Below are 21,924 nucleotides of genomic sequence, written 5' to 3'. Positions count from 1 at the left end.
TAAAGGAAATTTAAAACCGCATTAACTTGGACGATGCGGGGTAAACATTTCTACCACGGTTTGTGGATCAGTTGCCTGCCCGTCCTGATTTCTGCTTTTGGCATGAAAATTCTGTAATAGCGAACTTTCAGCGACAGCAATCTTTTTACGGCCAATTGACAGGCTGACAGGAATCAGGCGCACAAACTCATACAGCTCCTGATAGCTTTCTTCACCTTCTTCATCATTGTCCGAGTCTTCAAACTCAACCGCTGCAACATCTTGTAAATGTTCAATCAGCTCTTGCTCCTCGCCACGAATATGACCCGAAGCCAGACCAAAACCAAGTACCACCCCGGCACACCAGTCTGCCAGTGCCTGAACACGATCGCCCAGTAAATGGCTATCATCTGGCAGCATAGGTAAGTAGTCTAATTCATCATCAGATAAAGCATGGGCAACATCCTCAGCTTCATCTGTCAGGCTTTCGAGCGCTTCTGGCTGTAAAGCAGGCACATTCAGGGTGTTTAAGATTTGTGACCATTCATCTGCGGTTGGCGCTTGTGTCACACAAACTATACCTGTTAGTAAACCGTGTAACTCACTTGGACTTGAAATTTCCTCAATCCCATCAAAATGGGCATTCCATTCGGTCCAACCTGAAATATCGTCTTGCATTCGTTTATCCAATCTCTATACTGCTGTATATATTACCTTTGATTGCAACTCTGTGCGACCTTCGTTATGTTAGAACAATTACAGCGTCTACAAGCGCATATTGGTGTTTTAAAAACACGCTTACATCATTTAGAGCGAGAAAACGCGTCGCTCACCGAGGCTAAACAATTAGCTGAAACTGACCATCATGCACAAATTGTGCAGAAAAATAGCATCATCACGCAAAAACAGGAAGAAGTTGATAACTTAACTGAACAACTGACCCAGTTACAAGATCAATTTAAACAACTGAATCAGGATGCAACAACTTTAGCGGAACGTTATAGCCGTCTGGAGAAGAGCACCACTGATTTAAAAAATCGTTTTCAGGAAATTCTGGCCGAGCGGAATGATTTGCGGGTCAATAAAGAAAAATTACAGGCCCAGCAGCGTCACAGTCAGCAAGAAATACAGGATTTACAACAGGATCGTGATCGTTTATTGCAAAAAAACGAGCTGGCAAAATCTAAAGTAGAAGCCATCATTCAGCGTCTTGCCATTTTAGGCACTGCACAAGATCAACATGCACAAGAAATTCAGCAACTGGCCCATCCAAATGCTGAAACTCACGAGGAGACCTGATCATGAGTGAATCTATTGTTGTCGAACTTCGCTTGATTGAACAGACTTTCCGCTTAAATACCACTGTAGATAAACGTGAAGAACTGGAACGTGCGGCTGAATTATTAAACCAGAAATTTCATGATATGCGACGCAGTGCACCACGGGTTGAACATAATAAACTGGTGATCATGGTGGCCTTGCAAATGGCGCAGGAAGTCTTCAGCCTGAACAAGTCATTACAGGAATATGCGCATTGTGAACGCTTGCTTCAGGCCATTCTGGAAGATGTTGAACAAACTGTTGAGTAAAATTGCACAAAGCCCCATCAATTAGTAAGTATCTTTACAGATAACTGCCTTGCAAGGATTGTCATCGTGTAAAGATCGGTTATACTAAAACTGTCTCTAGGGTGTTCGCCAGTACGTCTAGTCCCCTGCCGATACTTAAATTTATGGATGTGTTCTGTATATTTTGAGTGTATGCCTGCCTCGAGTAGGAAACCCAGTAAGTATACGTCACCTCCACCTTGAACTCATCGGGTTCAGGGTAACGACCATGCAGCGGCACCTCTGGAGCATTATTTTTAATATAAAAACAATAACTTATAAACATAAATCCATTTTAAAACCTTTCTACACCAACTTAATTTCATCAAAAATAGGCTTATAGTAGGCTTCAAAAATATTGTGCTATATTGCCGTGTATCGTTTCGTACTTTTTAATCATCATGAGCCAAAGATATAAACTCACCAAAACCTTTATCGACAGCATCCCTCTTGAAGAATCTGGAAGCAAATTTTATCGCGACTCAGTAACAATCGGCTTTGGTTTAATTGCAACCAAATCTAAAACCTATTTTGTTGAAACGAGAATGCCAGATGGGCGCAATAAACGTAAGTCTATTGGTAAACACGGCGTATACACTCTTGAACAGGCCCGTACTGAAGCGAAAAAAATATTGTTAATGATGCATCAGGGTATTGATCCAGTTGCCCAGAAACGCCAATTAAAAACAGATTTTAAAAATGAAAAAGAATCTAATGAATTAATCCCAACACTTGGGAAAGCCTATGAAGTCTATAAAAGCAAAAAAAAGCTAAGTGATAGTACGATTGATGCCTATGATCGCTGCGCCAATGATTATTTTAGTGATTGGAAAGACATCAAGATTACCGAAATTACGCAGAAGATGGCGTTAAATAAGCATATGGATCTATCAGAGCGAAGTTTAGCCCAGGCTAATCTGGCAATGAAATTTTTATCTGCAGTCTACAACTTTAATGCCTCTATTCTTTATAACGATAATGACGAAAAAATTATTACAGAAAAAAGCCCGGTTGGGGTGCTTTATAAAGAGAAGAAATGGAATAAGATAAAACGCCGTAAGGGCTATATCCGTTCAGATCAGATACATGACTGGTCTCTAGCTGTATGTACCACCTGGTGGGCTGGCAACCAAAATGCAAATCATAGAGGTTATACAAATCAGGATTTCTTACTTCTCTTGATTTTAACCGGATTTCGTAGAGAAGAAGGCGAAACACTGGAATGGCCAAATGTTGATTTGAAGTATGGAACTATAAAGATTCAAGATCCTAAAAACCATGAAGATCTACTTCTTCCAATGGGTGATATGCTCTGGTACATCATGAAGGAAAGGAAGAAGTTTGCAGGCAAGAATAAATATGTTTTTGCTGGGGATACACCTGATTCACATATCGTTGATAAGCGTGAAGCTCGACATACAATAACAGAAACTACGGGTATTCAATTTACATTTCACGACTTGCGAAGAACCTTCGGCACAATCGCAAACAGTCTGGCAATTGGCAGCTATACAATCAAGAAACTTATCAACCATACCACCGAAGATGATGATAATGATGTCACAGATGGATATGTTCAGGTAACTTTTGAAGATCTGCGCAAAGCTATGAATATGATTGAAAATGTTGTGCTATCTGATATTTCCAAAGCCTTAATTAAAAATAGAATTTATTTTGAAAAAAATAAATCAGTACGGAATATCCAAGAAAAGTGGATTGAGCACAATAATAATATTTTAAAAAATGCAGTAAATAGCTAAGTATTAGTAATAAAAACTTAAAAGTCATCTTATAAATAAGATGACTTTTAAGCCTTATATATTACTGTTTAAAAGTAAATGCTTCACCCGCCTTACTGAGTAACATTGCATAATTCACAACCACATCATTCGTTGATGCATCACAATCTCGATAGGCTTGTGCAATAACACGCTTTACCTCATTAGCAGCATTATCCCATTTATTTTTATCTGTTATACCAGTAACATCAATTTCCCCTGCAAATGTAGTTTCTACATTTTTTAATTTAAACCAGTTTGGCACATCGATTTCGGCGATTTTATCTCGCACATTATCAGCTAATTTTTTTCTTCTATCTGTTGCAGGTTCTGCAGGAGATACTGAATAAGTTAGTAAAAAATCGTGACTTGACATAATAAAAACCTTTTAAGTTGCTTTTAAACCATTTAAAAGCTCTATCTTAATTTGGAATCAATTTCATTATTTCAAGTCAAATAAAAATAATTTTTCATTATTTCAATCATTTATACTATTAGTATAAATGTTTTCTAAAACCAATATTTAAATAATCTTTACAAATTTTTATTATAAATTGATGGATAATAAAAAATAAAATTATTAAATATGGAAATAAAATGTGCGCTAACTACGAACCTATAGCTCGAAGTCGAGCACAGCTACTTAATCTGCTTGAACCTACTTTCGATTACAAAGCGGATCTATATCCCGGCTACGGCGGCCCTATTCTTATCTCGACCGAGCACGGCATTGAATGGAGACCAGCCAGATTCGGTCTGGTACCAAACTGGGCGGACGATATTAAAAAAATACGCAATACTCATAATGCCCGTTCTAAAACCGTTGCATCAAAGCCAAGCTTTCGCCACGCTTGGGCAAAGAATCAATTTTGCTTAATACCAGTTGAAACTATTTTTGAGCCAAAGTATATCGATGGTAAGGCAAATTAGTACGGTATCTATCGTCAGGATGATATGCCCTTTACTGTTGCTGGTATTTATGAGTACGCCACTGTAAACGGCGAACCAGTCGTATCGATGAGCATGTTAACGATCAATGCAGACATGCATCCATTCATGAAGCAATTCCATGCGCCTGACGATGAAAAGCGCTCAATTGTCGTTATTCCGAAAGGTCGACGTAAAGACTGGCTTACATGTAGCCATGATCAAGCACTGGATTTTTTAGTTGATATGCCGCTAAACGAATACACCGCAAAGCCTAAGGAAGAAATAAGTCAAAGGTGAAACAAAAAAATCGCCTGTCGGAACAAGCGATTTTCGATTGTATTAACGTACGCTAGTTATGGTCAGCGTATAATGAAATCGGCTATTTGCAACATATCAGCAAGTATGCCGATCAGTCGCAATAACATGACTAAAATAGTCATCGTACCAATACTCCGTTAAATAAGCGTTGCTAAACGTCGTCTTCTTTTGGTACATTAAAACCATAAGTTATAAAGCTCAGCTTATTTTCCGCTTTTAAACTTCGTCGTTAGTTTGTACGGTAGAAATTACCGCTTAAAACTTACGTTTAAAAGTTGGAAACTTAGCTTCGTTAGACTTCGTCTAGCTTCGCAGTTTTATACAACGCCACTTGCTTTCGTCCTTGACCAAAATTTCGAAAGTAAGTGGCAGCCTTCTTCTAAGATTTATAAATATCTTTATATACCCTAGGTATCAAATAATTTTTACTTGATATTCAGTACAGTAAGGTATTTTGTTAAGTAGATCAATCCTTGACATTCTACTAATTTTTTTTTCATGTATTAACTGTTGAATTGACAAGGACATAGCATAACAAAGCCGTTATAAAAGGCTTATAGTTAACTCTGTGGATAAGTATAATATTGATAACTTAGAAATATCTTGGTACAGATTTTTAATAAATAAAACATAAAATGGCCTAATTTTTAAGATTAATTCAGCTTGTTTACACTGTAAGCCAATAATTTCATGATGAGCATTTTCCGACCAAATGCGCAATAGGTCACATCTGGTAGATGAACCAGAACCGCCGCTCCCCCTCTTATTTAACAAACTGGTCAGAACTCTTTAGAGTAGGATAAACCCACATGCCTTTATTTAAATTAACAAACGAACAGCTTGCACAGATACTTATTCCAAAACGATTTGTGCCTGAGAAGCCGCCAGAATTTGAAGGCAAAAACATGGTATATGTTTTTGATAGTGAAGAAAGTTTGAATTAACTTATGATGAGCTGGTTGAAATAATTGGAAAGGCTAGATTGGCTGGCCCCCAACTAATACCAATTGTGGGAACTGTAGATTAACGACTTAAGAGGGATCTGGAAATGGAAAGATATCAAGTTTGTTTTTATAGTGATGATCAGAATTTAGAGGTTTTTAAAAGTGGGATATTTTTAGCATCCTGTAAAGCTGAAGCATTGTCAAACGCCAAGTATAAATGGGAGGTTGCTAATCCTATGCTCTATACGATACTTTGCCTGTCCAGTCCTACTGGTTAAACTAGAATCTCTTTCAATGTAATAAAATGCCAATCCCTAAAAATTGGCATTTTTTATGGTTTACATATTTTTCAACAACTTAGGTTGTCGACCGTTCACCAGGATCTCAGCTGCAGATCTTGTGGCCAAAAAAATTACTTGGAAGAAAATGCCAATTAAGTGGCTTATGGTTATTATAGACTTTATGGTTAATATACAGACCTGTCTGCATTTATTTGATAATATGCCCCATGAACTTCATACCATCGTAATTCATTATGCCAGAACGATATATTGTTGTAGGCTGCCCTACAACAGGTGGCGGAAAAGTCATGACGGGTAATAGAAACTTTTTAATCAAAGGAAAACCTATCGCTTGCATTGGGGACGAAGCAACATGCCCCCTTCATAATACAATAGCATCTATTTCTACTGGCGACCCAACCTATCATATTGGCGGCAGCCCTATTGCGCGCGTCGGTGATTCACTCTCATGCGGTTGTAAGTTATTACAAACAGAAGAAGCTTAACTATAAAGTGAAACATGTAATGTAATTAAAAGAACGAAAAAATAACAATGTAAATTGTCTATATTATCCATCATTCAACACGTGATTAATTTGAACCCCATTAATCACTTTTTCACGTTATTGTGAGGACCACTGCTCGAGTGGTCTTTTTTTTTATAAAAATAAGGATTTCTTTATATACAGACAACCCTGTATACATAAAACATATAAAAGAACATCTATAAATTACAATGTAAACATTCTATTCAATTAATTATTATTTACGTGATTAAGAATGAATCCCATTATTCTACTAATCATAAAATTACGACTTTAAAACCAATTAATTTGAGGGTTTACGCATGAAAAAAGTACTTTTAACGGTTGCAACTCTATTAGCAGTTTCTACTGGTGCTATGGCAGCTGATTTTACACCTAAATCTGAAACAGGCTTCATTGGAGGCCATGGTTGTGGCTTTGTAGGTTGCGGACCGCGTTAATATTAAACAACCTCATCACAGCCTGTAAAAGCCCTCATCAGAGGGCTTTTACACATATTCCCACCTGAATATTATTATTGATCGTATGCGCCGTGCACCCGGTTATAATCCCCGCGCATGACATTGATAAAATGATTATTTTAAAAATAGCTCACGCTCCACTTTACGTCTGCGAACGAGACCATTTAAGACCTGTCCTTTTGATTTATTCCATACCAGAAACTGATCCGCAGCACCCCGGTAATTCCCGGCATTAAGCATTTTCAAAAGTGTTGAAGATGTAAAATTTCCTTCACCGATGTTGTAAGTCAGACTCACCAGCGCATCAAATTGATTTTGTGTAAGCGGTACACCAACAGATCCATTAACTGCCCGCTCGAAGCGTTTTAAATCATGAGTAAAGTACGCTTTGGCCTGGGCTTCAGTACATTTATCCCCTTGTTTAACCCGGGTGCCGGTCGGGTAAACGGTGGTACCAAAACCAATCGTCCAAACGTTTGCTGGGCAGAGATACGCTGTTAATTTTAAGTCTTCAAAACTGGTAATCAAATTGATGCCCACTGGGCTGGTTGTCATGCTCTTATTGCCCGGGCTTTGGCCTTGGAACTCATCAAGGAGTTCATTAAATCTGTCAACTTGATGCTGGGTCAATTTACCACCCAGTAAGGCACGTGCTTCGATAAAAAATGGTGTTCTATCCATTTTGATTTCCTTTTGATAATAAAAAACCGCCTTGCGGCGGTGACGTAATTTCTGTTTCATTGTTTATTTCTGGTTGTCTTTACTAAATCTTTTGACGATCTCCTCTCTTACATAGTTGGTACCCATATAACCGATAAAAGCCCCTAAACCTACAGCAAAGCTTTGGGGGAGCTGTAGCCATCCAAGAATTGAAGAGGCTCCCAGGGTTAATCCACTACACATGAATGCTTCAGCTAGATCCGCTTTACCATTCTTCTGGGCAGTCCGGAACAGAGCCATTAAAAATGCCAGGATGAAGCCAATAAGGGTTTCGCCGTACTCAGTTAAAAACAAAGTAAAATTATCCAAAAAGTTATCCATACCCTTTCCTAGAGACGAAAAAAAACACCCCTATGGGTGTCTGTCTATTACAGTTAAAATAAATGTTCATAAATCGTGGTGTTAAAAAACTACCGCTTCAACCTCCTCAATCGTCATAGCTTCATTCACTTTTTGACGTGCAATGCGCCCCCGTTCATGGCACTCTGAAATATGGGCCGTCATTGCCTTTAAGAGCTCTTGAAACTGTTCTGGTGAGAGCAATACCACCTCATCGCTTTGTGTCGTCCATTCCACATCCAGATCGCTATTGCTTGCGACTGTAATGCGGGTCTGGGATTGAATGTCTGAATCATAAATATGGCCGTTATAGGTGAACCCGCCATATTCTACTGAATCCCTTTCCCGCTTTATTTCCTCCCATTTCTGCGCCTTCACATTGCTGAGTGATCTTGTATCTACCCAATCATGCTGTGCGTAATCAAACGTATGATAAGAAGTGGGCCGCTCTGGCAGTTCCACCCATCCATCCTTGTAATACATGTTCAAATTCAAGTGTGGTGGATCTGCTACGGCCCGGCAGCCGGCTGGTGTATTCAATTGCACCGTTTCTTCATTGGCATGAATAATCTGAATGATCTGGCCAACCTCGTTAATAATTGCTGTCATTTTTTCAGCTCCATTAGACTCATGCGAATATCATTTAATTCAAATGCAGCATTCTGGCTGGTTAATGCCACTTTCCCTCCTTTTTTCCGACTGCCCAGATAACCAAAACCAAATCTAAGACTGTAGGTAACTTCACCCACATCGCCGGTACTATCGATAATTGAAACCAGAGACACGCCCCCAGAAAACAATACCGGCCCATCTCCCACCGTGTTGACCGGCGCAATATTTGTATGGCCAATCAGTACACCATCCTTATAAATTGCGACAATCATACGCATGTTATAGCGCTCAGCTGCAGGCAGAGCACTGTTATTCCCTTCCAGTGCCCAAAGGCTTGATCCAACGTTTTCTTTAAAGATAAAACTTGCATCAAGCCTTACCTTGCCGCCTGATTTATTAAACTTAATGCTTCCCAGTTCCCCGAAGAAATCCACCCACTCATTGAACTGATCCCAGTAATCCGTGTTTTTTGGCCAAAGTGGGCCATTAGGACAAACTTTATTGGCGAAGTTAACTCCGACTGGTACCGTCACTGCATTATCTTTAATCTTGATCGTGTCTACTTGCAAATCGCCGATTTTTGCATTATCGATTGCTGCGTCCTGGATCTTTGCGTTAGTAATAGCGCCATCTTGAATATGTGCATTCTTGATTGTGGCCTGAGCAATATATGCCGCATCAATCCACGTACCAGCTGGATATAAAGTTCCGTTAATTTCACGCGGTTCAGTCAAAATAATAAAAGGCTTTCTTCCATCGTCTGGTGATTCAAAATAGATCTGATCAGCCTTAAATCCAATCATTGAGTTAACCTTGCCGTCCTTTAGCTCAGAGACCATTCCCCAGCCGGAAACCATGCCATTATTGTCCACGGTAACTGATTTAACCGCTTTAACACCGTCAATCACTGTGGATTGTTCATTGATTCTTACACTGAGCTTGCCTACATCAGAGTCCGGAACCATCTCAGCATTATATTTAATAGGCTTAACCGTCATCCCTTCAACGGTATAAGGCTCTGTTCTCACTGTAGGGGTAAGTTTTGGGTCACAGATAAATCTGTAAAGTGCACCGCCCCGTAAGTAAATGACTTCTTCAGAGCTTCTAACCATCTGCTCTGGACCAAGTACCGGCGACCAACCAGTCCATGCATATTGAGATGAAAAAATCTTCCGGTCTGTATTATTGGCACCCCAGCCATCTGCTGCGACCTCCCATGTCAGTTCAACAGAGAAAGTTTTACTTGCATGAGTTGACCAATAAACAGGGTTGACGCCTTCAAACTCTGTTAAGTAGCGAATAAGCGTGAATCTATGCCGTTTATTCCCCGCCGGCGGCAGCCAGGTGGTTACAGGATAATATGTTTCATTATCGAGTTTGGTTAGATCTAGAATGATTGTTTTGCCTTGTGCCTGCTCAATCTTCTCATCTGTCGTTTTATTAACTTTAGATTCTAAAGTTGTAGAAGCAGAGGCAATGGCCGAATTGGCTTCTGCCTTGGTGTAATAGTTGTTCGCAATATTGGCATTCGTTGCCCCCATTTGCGCCTGAAGGTTATTGATCTGTGTAGCTTGTGCTGTCAGCTTTCCGTCGACTTTTTTTACTTCAGCCTGGGTTGCCTGATTCGCTGCAGCATTCGCTTCAACAGCTTCTTTTACTTCCTGTGGATTTGGACTCCATGCAGAAGCAATAGTCGCTTCCTCAAGCATTAAGCTACGCACTGAGAACCAGTCACCAGCCTTAGCACCACCAAACCCTAACAGAATGCCAGCACTATTCGTTGTCTCGGACTCCCAGGTAAAGGTAATCGTTCGTTGAATAGAACCACCCGCACCAAAAGTCATACTTGGCAGACGCACATTGCCATTCTTTTGATCCACAATATAGTTGTAGTTCAGTACCGGCATAGTGCCTTGGCCAAGGAAAGATAAGGTATAGGTTTTGCCTTTGGTTAACTTGGTCAATTGCAATTGAACCGGCGTCATGATACCCATGGTATTTTGGCCATTGTAATCAACGCGCACCATATCTGTTGGATCTTCAGAGATCCAACTTAAGCGCGCATTTGCATTGGCACTTACAAATGCAATTAACCCTCTATTATTTGACCCATAAATCAAGTTAGTACCACCAATATTCAGACTTGCCTTGAAAGACGTAATCCCTTCGGCAATTGCTTTATTGGTCTCGGTCTTGGTTGAATATTGGTTTAATGCTGCAGCATCCGCTTTCTGTGCCACTTGGCCCTCAACCGATGCTACCTGTCCCTTGACTTCAGTTATCGCGGAACTATTGGTCTTAACCCGCCCATCAATCAGAGTGACTTCATTTTTTAGGGCATTGTGTGCGGAGCTATCGGCTTTGGTATTTAATCCCTGATCCAGTTTTGCTTTAAGATCGGTAATCGAGTTACCGTTGAGCTGAATATCTTTACCCTGTTGCACCACCTGATTTTTGAGAGAATTCATGGCTGAGCTATCAGCTTTTGTTGATAGCGCCTCCTCACTCTTGCCTACGCGATTCTCAAGCCGGGTTACGTTACTACTCACCGAATCAACGCGATCTTCGACTGCAGTTACGCTGGCCCGCGTGTCTGTAATCGCCTTGGCATTGGCATCTAAAGAGGATTTGACTTCAACCGGATTGGGTGACCACGTGGATGAGGCTTTTGTTGCTTCTTCAAGCATCAGGCTACGCACTGAAAACCAGTCACCGGCCTTGGCTCCGCCAAATCCTAACAGCACACCTGCAGCAGTTGTCGTTTCACCAGTCCACTCAAACGCAATTGTCCGCTGGGTAGATCCGCCCGGGCCTAACGGCAAGGTATCCAGACGGACATTGGCATCACCTTCAATGATGATGTAGTTATAGTTCAAGACAGGCATGGTGCCTTGGCCAAGGAAGGACAAGATATACTTTCGGCCTTTGATCAGCGTGGTTTTACGCAATTCACGTGAGGTAATAACGCCCATCGTGTTCTGGCCATTGTAATCAACCCGTACCATTTCTGTCGGATCTGCATCAGACCAAGATAACCGGGCATTTGCCGCTGCCGAGGTATAAGCGATTAAACCCCGGTTGTCGGTTCCATAGAGTAAATTGGTACCACCGAGTTTAAGATTGACATCATAAGCGTTAATACGTTCAGCAATCGCATTGTCTGTTTCAACCGTGGTCGAATATTTGTCAATTACCGAGGCATCCAGCTTCTTATCCAGTCCTTTTTCAGTCGTACTTAAACGGCCCCCTAGATTCGTAATCGCGCTGGTATTTGCCGACACCCGGCCATCAACACTATTCACCTTACTATCAAGGGCATTATGCGCCGAGCTATCTACTTTTTTAGTGACGTTGTTCTTGGTGACTTCAAGATCATTTTGAAGCTTGATCATGCTTGTTGACTGAGATTCAAGCTTATCTTCAGTTTTTGAAACACGGATTGTAATCGCAGAAATACCAGCGGCATTTGCCTCTTCAATCGCGGTTCGCTTGGTAATCGTCAGGTCAGTAAATGCTGTCGTTGAGCCGGCACCATCGTGATAAAAAAACGGCTGAATAAATGCGGTATTGACCGGTGCAGTGACTGTAGCAGTTTTATAGCCAGTCCCATCACTAAACAGGAAGCTGATACCGTTAAATCCTAGTGATGTCATGTCTTTATTCCAGAACCGAAGTCCTACAATACCTACACGTCCAGACGTAACAGTTGTTCCGGTAAAGTCACAGAAGGCTTTTAAATCGAATACATCTCCTGCTTGTGCCGGCTGGATATTTTCCTCCCAATTATAAGTACCAGGACGGCCAGTGATACCCTTCTTGTATGTTGGGTGTGTCGTAATATCAATTACCCGGATTTGAGTTCCTTGCCATGATTTCCGCTCACCCTCTTCAAAAATTGAAGTTTTAATCACGTTATTTGGTTTGTCGGCAATCGAGCCTTGAAGTTTGGTAATGTTGCTTGCATTGGCATTGGCCTGATCAACCGCCGAATTCGCTGTGGTTTGTGCTGAAGCTGCATTTTTAAGGGCTGTGCCTGCTTTGGTGTCAACTTCCGTGATTTTTCCCTCTACACGGATAATAGCGGAACTATTGGTTGAGACCTTGCCATCGATTTCCTTAACTTCGTTTTTTAGGCCGTTAAATGCTGTGCTATCGGCTTTGGTACCAATCAAGGACTCGCCTCGATACAACTCAACCCAGTGCAGTGTTGTTTTTGTTGATGCTACGGCTGTACCGTTTTGCAAGAAGTAAAGCCGGAACGAACTGAATGTTTTATCATTCGGCATTCTTGTGGTGACTTCAAAAGTCTGGTCATTTCCTTGCTTAAATAATAATGGCGTGCCGAGACGTTGAGAGGCATCCAGATATAGGGCTAAGCCCTGATTAGCGGCCAATTCATTGGGATGCTCAAAAGACAGTTTTCCGCGAACGGTGATTGAATCGCCCTGCTTTAGATTTAACGGCCCTTTGGTTGCAACGATAGCTTGTTGATATACCGCACCGGTGACCACCTGGTCTTTGTTTTCAACCAGTAAGTTGTCACGCTGCAGTGTATCAATAGAGTTTTTTAACTCATTCAGTGAGCTACCGTGGCTTGTTAAAGTCTTGTCATGTTGCTCTACGGTTGATTTAATCGCTGAAACAGCTGAACTATCGGCCTTTTTAGACACATCATTTTTTACTACAGACATGTCATTCTTTAAACCGATAATAGAGCTTGAGTTGGACGTTACCCGGCCTTCCAGCTTTTTAACCTCACTTTGAGTGCTTTGGATTGCTGAAGCATTGGCGTCTAAAGAAGATTGGATCTCTTTTGGGTTTGGACTCCAGGATGAGGGTTTTGTGGCCTCCTCAAGCATGATTCCACGAACATTAAACCAGTCACCGGCTTTACCTGAGGCTGCCAGCAAAATACCCGTAGTCGAAGTAGTAGGCTCAGTCCATGTAAATGTTAAACTTCTGAGATTGTTATTACCCGCGCCTAAAGGGATATTCGGTAATCGAAAGTTGGTGCCGCCCTCTACAATGATATAGTTATAGTTCAACAGCGGCATCGTACCCTGGCCAAGGAATGACAATGTATAGGTTTTGCCGGTGATCAATTGCGTTTGACGTAACTCACGTGGGGTAATCAGCCCCATGATCGGCAATGATTTAAAATCTACACGGGCCAAACGTGTCGGATATGCATCAAAATAACGAATTGTAGAGTCAGCACCAGTGGCAATGTATGGGATGAATACATCAGAATCCGTACCATAAGCCATATTGGTACCGCCCAGGCTTAACGATGCGTTATATGCATTGATACGCTCAGCAATCGCATTGTCTGTTTCAACCGTGGTCGAATATTTTTCAATTACCGAGGCATCCAGCTTTTTGGCCATCCCCTTTTCAGTAGCCGAAACCCGGCCATCCAGCGCCGTGGTTTTTGAGGCTTGAGCACTGATATTATTGGCATTGACTGTAATCTGGTTTTGTACTGACGCAAGTGTATTGTTGGTACTGGCTTTATAAGTCTCAATATTTTTTAATAAAGACGCATCTTCATTTTTACGCTCGCTTCTTTCGACCGTTAAACCGTCTTCCAGCTTTGAAACTGCGCTGATCCGGGCATCACTTTCAGCCTTGACTGCAATTCTCCGGTCATTTACCTCTTGTGTAACGGCCTTGGATACAGACGAAATGGATTTATTAATTTCATCTGCTTTGCTGTTAATTGCCTTTTCGCGTGCAATGGCTTCTTTCTGGGCAGCTTCTGTCAATGCCTTGGTATTTCTTTGTACTTCGGCGGCAATGGCATCTGCACGGGCTTTCGACTCTGCAGCGTCAGCTTCTGCACGTGCTTTTGATTCTGCAGCAATTGATTGGGCATTTTTATTAATCTGTTCTAATTGCTCTTTGGTCTTCGGATCAAATACGCCCTCGCCAATTTCTCCCTCAATAATTTTTAAAATCTCTTCCGGATCTGCCGAGGTTGTTCCTTCCACCCATTGCGACCACGCACCAATATTACCGATCCGGTCAATTAAGCGGCCACGGTAATGTTGAGTTAAGTTACCTTGCAGTCCCTGAATTGTGGTTGTAGACGTTGGGTAGGCAAATAAGCCCAGTTGAGTAATATTGCTTTTCCCATCTGGTGAAACTTCGATTTCTGTATACGCTGTATCAAGCGCACCAGTTTTCGGAAATGACCAATCAAGCTGCATACCGAACAAGATGCCAGTGGCTTTAATGGTTGCAAGCTTCGGTGGTAATCCCTGTTTGCCATTCAATTCCGTCAAAACTGAATACACTGGGAGTGACGGAACCTCAAAAGCGGAGATTGCGGTTACCCGCGCCTGATAGTTACCCGCATATACACCAGGAACCTCTACAGAGTTATTACCAGTGTTCGGCAACTTGAGCCACGAACCATCATTTTTACGCCACTCGATTTGATATTTCACCGCACCTTTGGCTTGTGGCCATGCAATCACCATGGTGGTCACAGTTAAACCTTGTTCAACCCGGTTGAGCTGGCTGATCTCTACATTGGCAACCGGTTCTTGAGTGGTCGGGTTAATGATGGAATTGGGAATATCTTCAAAGTAAGTGCCGTTATCGATCTCTTGAAATTTGGTCGGGCTGTGTTGTAGCGCAGTAATCGTAAATTGGTGCTTTTCTTCCGGAGAAATTGAAATGACCCGGAACTTCATGGTGGCCAGATCCTTGGCATCCAGAACCCAGACATTTTGTGCAGCAATATTTTTAAAGGCTTCCGTAACGGTAATCAAACGGCCTTTCGCGGACTGGACAATACGCGTCTGTGCTTTCCCGTCTTCACCATTTACAACCAGCTTGTCGCCGGCTTTTACAACCACCTTGTCTCGATCAAGCGTCACGCTTTTTTGGTCTTTTGAAACTGCAGCGACACGTCCACCGTTTGCCCGGCCGGCGAAGAGCTCATCCGAAATTTCGATGATGCGCCCAGGTGCCGGTAGATGACCATCTAAACCGACTTTAAAAGTGACAGTGCGGGTTTCTACCTGCTCTGATTTTAAAGCCCAAAGCCCCGCCCGTTGCGCCTGTCCACGTGAAGTACAGCCCCATGCATCAAGATCCAGAATGCGTACCTGCCCCATTTCCGCAATCGCATTTTCATCCCGGACATATTCATATTCAGTTTTATAATGATTGGCCGGGTTATCCCATGCAACCTTCACGACATTGTGCCGGTCACGTGCGCGGGTGCCCGTATACTCAAAAACCCCATCGATGACATTGGCACGGCTATAAGCAAAATACGTGTCTTGTGGAATGTCAGCGTCACACACGATACTATTCCCGTCCCAGTACGAAATAGCTCTGAATACACCGGCTAATTTGCTTAAAATCGAATAGGCATCTTCAGCATTCTGCAAATACACATTACACGTAAAACGCGGCTCCTCACCACCCTGGCCATCAGAAACGAGCTGATCACAGTACTGGGCCAAACGATAGATAGACCACTTGTCAATCATGAATGGGGTTAAGCGGTCGCCTAAACCATAACGGTCATTCAAACAGATATCGTAATAAATCCATGCCGGGTTATTGGTATATGCTTCAATGAAGGTTCCGTCCCAGATCCCGTTATACTTACGGGATACCGCGTTGTAATTTGAAGGGACTTTAATGATGCGCCCCTTGGTATCAGCCGAAAACTTGGCAACATTGCTAAAGGTCTCGGCATCATACTGAAGGCCCAATAATGCTGTATTCGGATAGCGGAGCTTTACATCGATAACTTCGGTAATTGCGGATACATACATTTTGTCGCTGACATCATCAGCATTGCGGTTCGGTGTAATTCTTCTTACCCGTACCTGCCACCCTTTATCAGCTCTAGGGAGATCTACACGGTGTGCACGCTCATAGTTCGCAGATGTTTTATCTGAAATTTTTGTTTTTAAGACTTCTGTCCATGCTCCACCATCAACTTGCACATCCAAGGCATATTCAATGGTGTATCCGTCTACATCACCATTGCTCATGTTCTGGTTAAACAATGGCCCCCATTTAAGTCTTACACGTACAGCATCAAGCTCCAGATTCTTGAATGCTTTAACCCATGGGGTTTTATCAGTGAGCTCAACATCGATAGCGGTTTCACTTTCAACGGCAGGAAAGCCTTCGATATATGTCTGGTCATTGGTACCCGGCCGGTAATCGACTTTGATGTCACTAAAGTTCTCTTTATTGTTGGCATCTAAAAGCGGTGTACCTTCAAGATAGATGGATTGATTTCCGTTGGCCAGCCCCGCAATCTCACCTTCAGACAGACCGTATAAAATTTTAATGTAGGTTTTAGACTGGGCCGAGTCCCGGGCAATTTTAGGCTTGCGAGCTTGTTTGCTTCCTTTCTTCTCGCCTTTAATGATGGTCATATAAAATAAATCTCTCGCACAAAAAAACCGGCTTAAAGCCGGTTCATTACAACTAATTGTTTTACATCTGGTCTTCAGGGAACTGTCCTGCACTTACAATAAATCCGCCGATCTCACGCTGGCCGTAGAGAACCGGAACCGGGTTACCCTGAGCAACCGTAGTCACGGCCCCACCGAAGCCTTTATTGGCCCGGTTCCCGTCTTGGTTTTGATTTTCATTGTCGATTTTAGGCATCAGCATTTGCGCGACACCTCCAACGATCATCCCTATACCTGTACCAACTAAGCTTGCCCCCCAAGCTTGTCCGTAAGCCATAGCGACCGCGCCAACTACAACAAGCACCACGCCTAAGATTGTCTGGAATACGCCACCACCACCTGCACCTATAATTCTTGGAACGATATGAATTACTTTTGATTCTGTATGCATTTCGACTTGTTCAATGCCGATATTATTTCCATTGATTGTCCGCTTGGTATCCGGATCATAAAATGATGATTTTTTTTTGCCCCTTTTTGCGATACCAAGATCTTTACCATCTAAGAAAATGGCAAATTCCATACCTTGGTGATGAGCGTTCATCATGAAATGCTCAAAACCCGGCACCTGGACACATAGGGCACGTACCGCTTCTTTAGTGCTTGAAACGTCAAGCTTAAAGACTTTACCGAATTTCTTTCCCAGTACACCGTATAATTTGATTGTTTTGAGCATTCCCTTCTCCTTAAGCTTCGTCAGGCGCAGGTAATTCCTGAATAGGGGCAGTTTCTAAAAGAATTGAATAACCTGTTTTTTTATCAAAAGTTAAAGATAGCTTTTCCACGTCGAGATTGTCGTTAAATCTTAAAGATTTCAACTGACCATCAAACCAGTTGATGAGATTTGCTTCGGTGATTGATACGCTTTTAGGGACTGAATTTGTCATACTATTTACTCCAAAGTTATGCCTTGCGGCGGTTTTTTCATCGGATTGATGAATCGTTTAAATATCGCGATGTCTTAAAATTTTGACGGTTCTATCGAGCCATTGTTTGCCATAGATTTCGCGCACGGATTTACGGCCATACGGGTGATGCAGAATCAATGAATTGCCAAAGCACGGATCGGTTTCTTCAGATTTCAAATCCCAATGATCACCCAGCCAAAGTACAGCGTGATTCGGGTGTTCAGTTCGTCCAACACGGCAAATAATCATGTCGCCATACTGTGGACTATCGACTTCGTAAAAGCCTGCTTTTTGATAGTTTTCAAGATAAAGTGATGCGTGCTCTGGATCTTCCCACCACGCGTCCGCACGCTCAAAATCAATCAAGTTGATTCCAAGCTCACGTTCGTAAAAATCCTGAATAAGTGAGTAACAATCTTGCCATCCATGAAAATAATTACGCCCCAATAAAGGGGCGCGATATCCATAGGGTTTGTACACTTCAAAATCTAAATCAGGATATGAGCAAATGACCCACGGCTTTTCATGCAATTCAATTTGCTTTAAATCTAGCTCCGATGCAGTCGTGGTACCATCAGGGTGGCTGTGCACGTAAGCTGTAATCTCGCCTTTGTCTTCGGCTGCGGCCAGATCCACTGGATCAATCTCAAATTGATCATTAGATTTAGCAATGTTGCGACAAGGAATGTATTCTCGATTAACAATAACGCCGCAGCACTCTGACGGGTAACTATCCTTCGCATGTAATGCAATTGCTTTCTTAATTTTTAAAGTCAGTCTCATATTCATCACATTAAGTTAGATGCAGGGAAACCGCAGAAAGGTAAAGGTGAATTTTCACCGAAACGAAGGCGACAAGCTTTTAAACGCCCAGAGCAACGATCCAAAGCAGGATCTGTAGTAGGCTCATCTTTATCCGTATAAAATTTTGTACCGATGTATCCGCAAACTTCACCACGATAACGGCCTTTACAGGCTTCATCACAAAGTGAGGTAATCTGACGCGCTGGAATACGCAAACCTTCAAAATCTATCGGGTTTGATAATTCAAAAACGACTTGCATCGGGTTTTCAGAAATCTTTTGCTCGATATACCAATGCTGCTCTTTTGATTCATTTGAAGCTGTGGGATTGCCGTCCGGAAAGTTTGCAGCGTCCAGATATTTAGCAAGCGTTGTAATGACTTTGAGCTTTGCTCCAGCAAAATCACCATATTGCAGACAGTAGGCTGAAATAGCACCTTGGATTCCATTGATATTATTTGCAATGGTTAATATAGGCGCTGAAGCACGTCCATCAGAGCGCATTTCCATCCCTTTTGCTTCAATTGAAATCGGTTCATATACTTGACCTTGCCAAATTATGTTAGGTCTCCATTCTTCGCCATTGCGCTGAGCCATTAGGCCATGAAAACGCAAAACTCCAATACCAAAATGTGAAGCATCCAGCTCGAATAAAGAGATTAATCCATCAACCTCCAGTTTTTGAAAATCACTTGTTAATGCCATTCTTTACTCACAAAAAAAGCCCCATCCAGGGCTTAAATGAAATAATGATTAAGGGTGGAAAACCTGCTTAAAAGTTGTTGAGATTTGCCACACATCACCGCCCAGTTGCATATGGTTATAATTGACATCCGTTTTCACGCGCACTTGCCCATCAAGGGGTGAGTTCCATAAAAATGACTCACTACCACGGTGCTTATCAAAGAACGCCTTAATCGCTAAAATTTCGCTTTTATAAGCCGTCCGCTGGTACTTCCATTCACCCTTGATGTTGTTGATGCCGACTGAGGTATTCTGCTCATAACCATCACCAAAGGATGTGTTTAAAACTTTAAAATTCTGGGTTTGAGAATTACCGTTTAAGTCACACTCCCAGTTGAAAACCAAATTACTCATATTTTTCTCAGGCACAAAAAAAGCTCACCAAATTGATGAGCTTTAATACTTACATGATCAAACTAAAGTACGACCACACTAATAAAACTATACCTTAGTTTTCAGGAAAATGAAAACTCGGTTTTTTAGAATGCAACTGACGTTCTTTCATCTCAACCAGACTGGAATAATTAAACGGCTGGGCAAAATTACACAGATCTTTTTTGCTCCCCTGATTTGACTGCAGTTTTTTATAACCGAAATCACCAAAATCATGTTGAGCAGTCATATCACCAAATTTGCGTAAGTTAACCGAAGCATCCATCATGGGGAGTTTTAACTCAATCAAGGTCAGGCTATTTGTATCAGCCGCCATATTTAATGCTTCGCTTAATTGCCCTTCTGTTTCCACGACAACGCTACGATATTGCTCGCCTTCATTAAACACTGGCACAATTTCGGTATATTTCCAATTTTGGATATTATTATAAGATGAGTTCTCACCTAAAATTAGCCGCTCAATGGTATAACCTCCATTATTTACTACAAAAATTATAGGTTTAAGCTTATGACGGATAATTGTAGAAAGCTCTTGAACAGTGAGCTGAATTGCGCCATCGCCAATAAATAAAATATGACGTCGTTCTGGTTGGGCCAGAAGGCTTCCCAACATAGCCGGTAGTGTAAAACCTATCGCCCCCCATTGGGTCTGCGAAATAAAATCAGCTGTTGCTGGTAATTGCATTGCTGCCAAAGCTGAACTTGAAGTTCCTATTTCAGCAATAATGACATCATGAGGCTTAAAAAAACGTTCTATATATTTCCATAGAACAGCTTGAGACAAACTCTCATCTTCAATGATCTTCTCAAACTTTGCCTTCGACTTTTCCAATTTGAATGGTGCAGTGGGAGATAGCTTTAAACGATGTTGAAGTTTTTCAAAGAGCTGTGTCATTCCCACGCCTGGAAAATTGCGATTTTCTATACTTAGATCATGTTGAGATATTTCAATAAAGTTTTCTTTAGGAAGTTGGTGGGTAAATAAACATGTACTGGCATCACTAAGGCGCACACCAACACCAATTAGACAATCTGATTGCTCAATAATTTTTCGAGTTTCAGGCTGACTAAGGTGCCCCATATAGGTACCTGCATATTGAGGTAGCGATTCATCCATCACATTCTTTGCTGAACATAAACAAGCATACGGAATATTATGATGTATAGCTATCTGCGTTAAAATTGGACTCACCCCAAAAATTTTCGCAGCTTCATCAATTAAAAAAGCTGGTCGATTTGCTTTTGACAGAGCTTTACATATCTGTTCTGTTGCAATATCTAATAGCTCTGGATCACTTAAAGGTAAGTTTAGGTTTAATGGTTCTGGATTTACTCTAATTTTAATATGAGTTATATCAGAAGGTATTTGTATATATACAGGTCGTCTTTCAATAATGCATTGTCGTAAAACACGATCAATCTCAAGCGCAGCATTGGCTGGTGTTAAACGAGTTTGAGCAACTGTAAATTCCTTCATACAGTTCATAACATTTTCATAATTCCCATCCAATAGAGTGTGATGACTTATGATTCTTTTATTGACGATATGTAAGGGAGGAATACCCGATAGATGAACAATCGGTACATTATGGGCATATGCCCCTGCAATCCCATTTATTGCACTTAAATCCCCAACACCATAAGCAGTAACTAAAGCAGAAAATCCATTACTACGTGCATAACCATCTGCAGCATAAGCAGCATTTAATTCATTGCAGTTTCCAATAAAATTTAACTTTTCATTCTTCTCAACTTGCTCTAAATAAGAAAGGTTATAATCTCCAGGCATGCCGAATATATGCTGGACACCCAGTTCTAATAAGCGTTGATTTAAGTATTTTCCAATTTCTATAAACATATTAGCTTTCCTTTTTAAATATTATTTAATCAACTCAAAGGCTGTAAAACTTAAACTTTAATTGCTTGAGTTGATCCGTTAAAAGTAACAGAAGAAAACCTTTAGCTCAAACTACAAAAGTAACTATGAAACAATAAAAATTCTTATAATCTACTGTTTTAAAAACATAGTTATGCTGCAATAATTTTGTATAAAATTTGATTTAGAAAATAAAATGTAAACTAAGCAAAGAACCACCTCTAATATATGGTAAA

Annotated in this window: 17 protein-coding genes, 1 other RNA gene and 3 pseudogenes; 9 read left to right on the top strand and 12 right to left on the bottom strand. The window is 41.4% G+C overall.

Annotation, left to right across the window (positions count from 1 at the left end; all coding sequences use genetic code 11):
• Positions 1 to 21: 21 nt before the first annotated feature.
• Positions 22 to 657 carry a UPF0149 family protein gene (locus OC23_RS01185; RefSeq protein ID WP_038342191.1) on the bottom strand — a complete coding sequence of 212 codons (636 nt, stop codon included), beginning with the start codon at positions 655 to 657 and terminating at the stop codon, positions 22 to 24.
• Between the two features lie 66 nt (positions 658 to 723).
• Between OC23_RS01185 and OC23_RS01180 the strand changes: the two genes are divergently transcribed.
• The 4 genes from OC23_RS01180 (at position 724) to OC23_RS01170 (ending at position 3,346) form a co-directional block, all read left to right on the top strand.
• The gene (locus OC23_RS01180; protein WP_038342190.1) at positions 724 to 1,278 is read left to right on the top strand and encodes a hypothetical protein; all 555 of its coding nucleotides are present in this window, start codon (positions 724 to 726) and stop codon (positions 1,276 to 1,278) included.
• Positions 1,279 to 1,280: 2 nt separating this feature from the next.
• Positions 1,281 to 1,568: a cell division protein ZapA gene (locus tag OC23_RS01175; RefSeq protein WP_038342189.1), complete on the top strand. Its 288-nt coding sequence runs from the start codon at positions 1,281 to 1,283 to the stop codon at positions 1,566 to 1,568.
• A 90-nt stretch (positions 1,569 to 1,658) separates the two neighbouring features.
• A non-coding RNA gene (gene ssrS / locus OC23_RS18620) (6S RNA) lies at positions 1,659 to 1,840 on the top strand.
• Between the two features lie 147 nt (positions 1,841 to 1,987).
• Positions 1,988 to 3,346 (top strand): tyrosine-type recombinase/integrase, encoded by a 1,359-nt coding sequence (locus OC23_RS01170; protein WP_038342188.1) that lies wholly within the window; start codon positions 1,988 to 1,990, stop codon positions 3,344 to 3,346.
• Between the two features lie 61 nt (positions 3,347 to 3,407).
• Here the strand turns inward: OC23_RS01170 and OC23_RS01165 are convergent, their stop codons facing one another.
• Positions 3,408 to 3,740, bottom strand: a complete 333-nt coding sequence (locus tag OC23_RS01165; protein ID WP_038342187.1) for a hypothetical protein — start codon at positions 3,738 to 3,740, stop codon at positions 3,408 to 3,410.
• A gap of 221 nt (positions 3,741 to 3,961) precedes the next feature.
• On the opposite strand from OC23_RS01165, the pseudogene OC23_RS01160 reads away from it, so the two are divergent.
• From OC23_RS01160 to OC23_RS19230, 5 genes and pseudogenes are all read left to right on the top strand, one after another.
• Positions 3,962 to 4,591: pseudogene (locus tag OC23_RS01160) on the top strand (SOS response-associated peptidase).
• Positions 4,592 to 5,349: 758 nt separating this feature from the next.
• Complete coding sequence (locus tag OC23_RS18965; protein WP_227505526.1) at positions 5,350 to 5,415, top strand: DUF4113 domain-containing protein; 66 nt, start codon at positions 5,350 to 5,352, stop codon at positions 5,413 to 5,415.
• Positions 5,416 to 5,421: 6 nt separating this feature from the next.
• Positions 5,422 to 5,639: pseudogene (locus OC23_RS01155) on the top strand (hypothetical protein).
• A gap of 452 nt (positions 5,640 to 6,091) precedes the next feature.
• Positions 6,092 to 6,343, top strand: coding sequence for a PAAR domain-containing protein (locus tag OC23_RS18615; RefSeq protein ID WP_081407276.1), 252 nt, complete (start codon positions 6,092 to 6,094; stop codon positions 6,341 to 6,343).
• Positions 6,344 to 6,684: 341 nt separating this feature from the next.
• On the top strand, positions 6,685 to 6,822 hold the full coding sequence (locus tag OC23_RS19230) for a hypothetical protein (RefSeq protein ID WP_171194717.1): 138 nt from the start codon (positions 6,685 to 6,687) through the stop codon (positions 6,820 to 6,822).
• A 135-nt stretch (positions 6,823 to 6,957) separates the two neighbouring features.
• Here OC23_RS19230 and OC23_RS01145 read toward each other — a convergent pair whose 3' ends face one another.
• The 10 genes and pseudogenes from OC23_RS01145 to OC23_RS01100 all read right to left on the bottom strand — a co-directional run.
• Positions 6,958 to 7,524 (bottom strand): lysozyme, encoded by a 567-nt coding sequence (locus OC23_RS01145; RefSeq protein WP_038342573.1) that lies wholly within the window; start codon positions 7,522 to 7,524, stop codon positions 6,958 to 6,960.
• Positions 7,525 to 7,587: 63 nt separating this feature from the next.
• A complete protein-coding gene (locus tag OC23_RS01140; RefSeq protein ID WP_038342183.1) occupies positions 7,588 to 7,884 on the bottom strand; it encodes a phage holin family protein in 297 nt (98 codons plus the stop codon).
• Positions 7,885 to 7,965: 81 nt separating this feature from the next.
• Positions 7,966 to 8,511 carry a DUF4376 domain-containing protein gene (locus OC23_RS01135; protein WP_038342182.1) on the bottom strand — a complete coding sequence of 182 codons (546 nt, stop codon included), beginning with the start codon at positions 8,509 to 8,511 and terminating at the stop codon, positions 7,966 to 7,968.
• Positions 8,508 to 16,925 carry a host specificity protein J gene (locus OC23_RS19335; protein ID WP_052209123.1) on the bottom strand — a complete coding sequence of 2,806 codons (8,418 nt, stop codon included), beginning with the start codon at positions 16,923 to 16,925 and terminating at the stop codon, positions 8,508 to 8,510. The genes OC23_RS01135 and OC23_RS19335 overlap by 4 nt, the downstream gene beginning before the upstream one ends.
• Positions 16,926 to 16,986: 61 nt before the next feature.
• Positions 16,987 to 17,640 carry a tail assembly protein gene (locus tag OC23_RS01125; protein WP_038342180.1) on the bottom strand — a complete coding sequence of 218 codons (654 nt, stop codon included), beginning with the start codon at positions 17,638 to 17,640 and terminating at the stop codon, positions 16,987 to 16,989.
• A gap of 10 nt (positions 17,641 to 17,650) precedes the next feature.
• Positions 17,651 to 17,851 (bottom strand): hypothetical protein, encoded by a 201-nt coding sequence (locus tag OC23_RS01120; RefSeq protein ID WP_038342178.1) that lies wholly within the window; start codon positions 17,849 to 17,851, stop codon positions 17,651 to 17,653.
• A 57-nt stretch (positions 17,852 to 17,908) separates the two neighbouring features.
• Positions 17,909 to 18,655, bottom strand: a complete 747-nt coding sequence (locus OC23_RS01115; RefSeq protein ID WP_038342176.1) for a C40 family peptidase — start codon at positions 18,653 to 18,655, stop codon at positions 17,909 to 17,911.
• Between the two features lie 5 nt (positions 18,656 to 18,660).
• Complete coding sequence (locus tag OC23_RS01110) at positions 18,661 to 19,380, bottom strand: phage minor tail protein L (protein ID WP_038342174.1); 720 nt, start codon at positions 19,378 to 19,380, stop codon at positions 18,661 to 18,663.
• A 48-nt stretch (positions 19,381 to 19,428) separates the two neighbouring features.
• Positions 19,429 to 19,773 carry a phage tail protein gene (locus OC23_RS01105; RefSeq protein ID WP_038342172.1) on the bottom strand — a complete coding sequence of 115 codons (345 nt, stop codon included), beginning with the start codon at positions 19,771 to 19,773 and terminating at the stop codon, positions 19,429 to 19,431.
• A 184-nt stretch (positions 19,774 to 19,957) separates the two neighbouring features.
• Positions 19,958 to 21,670: pseudogene (locus OC23_RS01100) on the bottom strand (alpha-keto acid decarboxylase family protein); the annotation flags it as partial.
• Positions 21,671 to 21,924: the final 254 nt, after the last annotated feature.

This window comes from Acinetobacter sp. A47 (genome assembly GCF_000805455.1).
Taxonomy (GTDB): domain Bacteria; phylum Pseudomonadota; class Gammaproteobacteria; order Pseudomonadales; family Moraxellaceae; genus Acinetobacter.
Note: the sequence above shows the minus strand (reverse complement) of the source record. Positions and strands in the feature narration are given on the sequence as shown.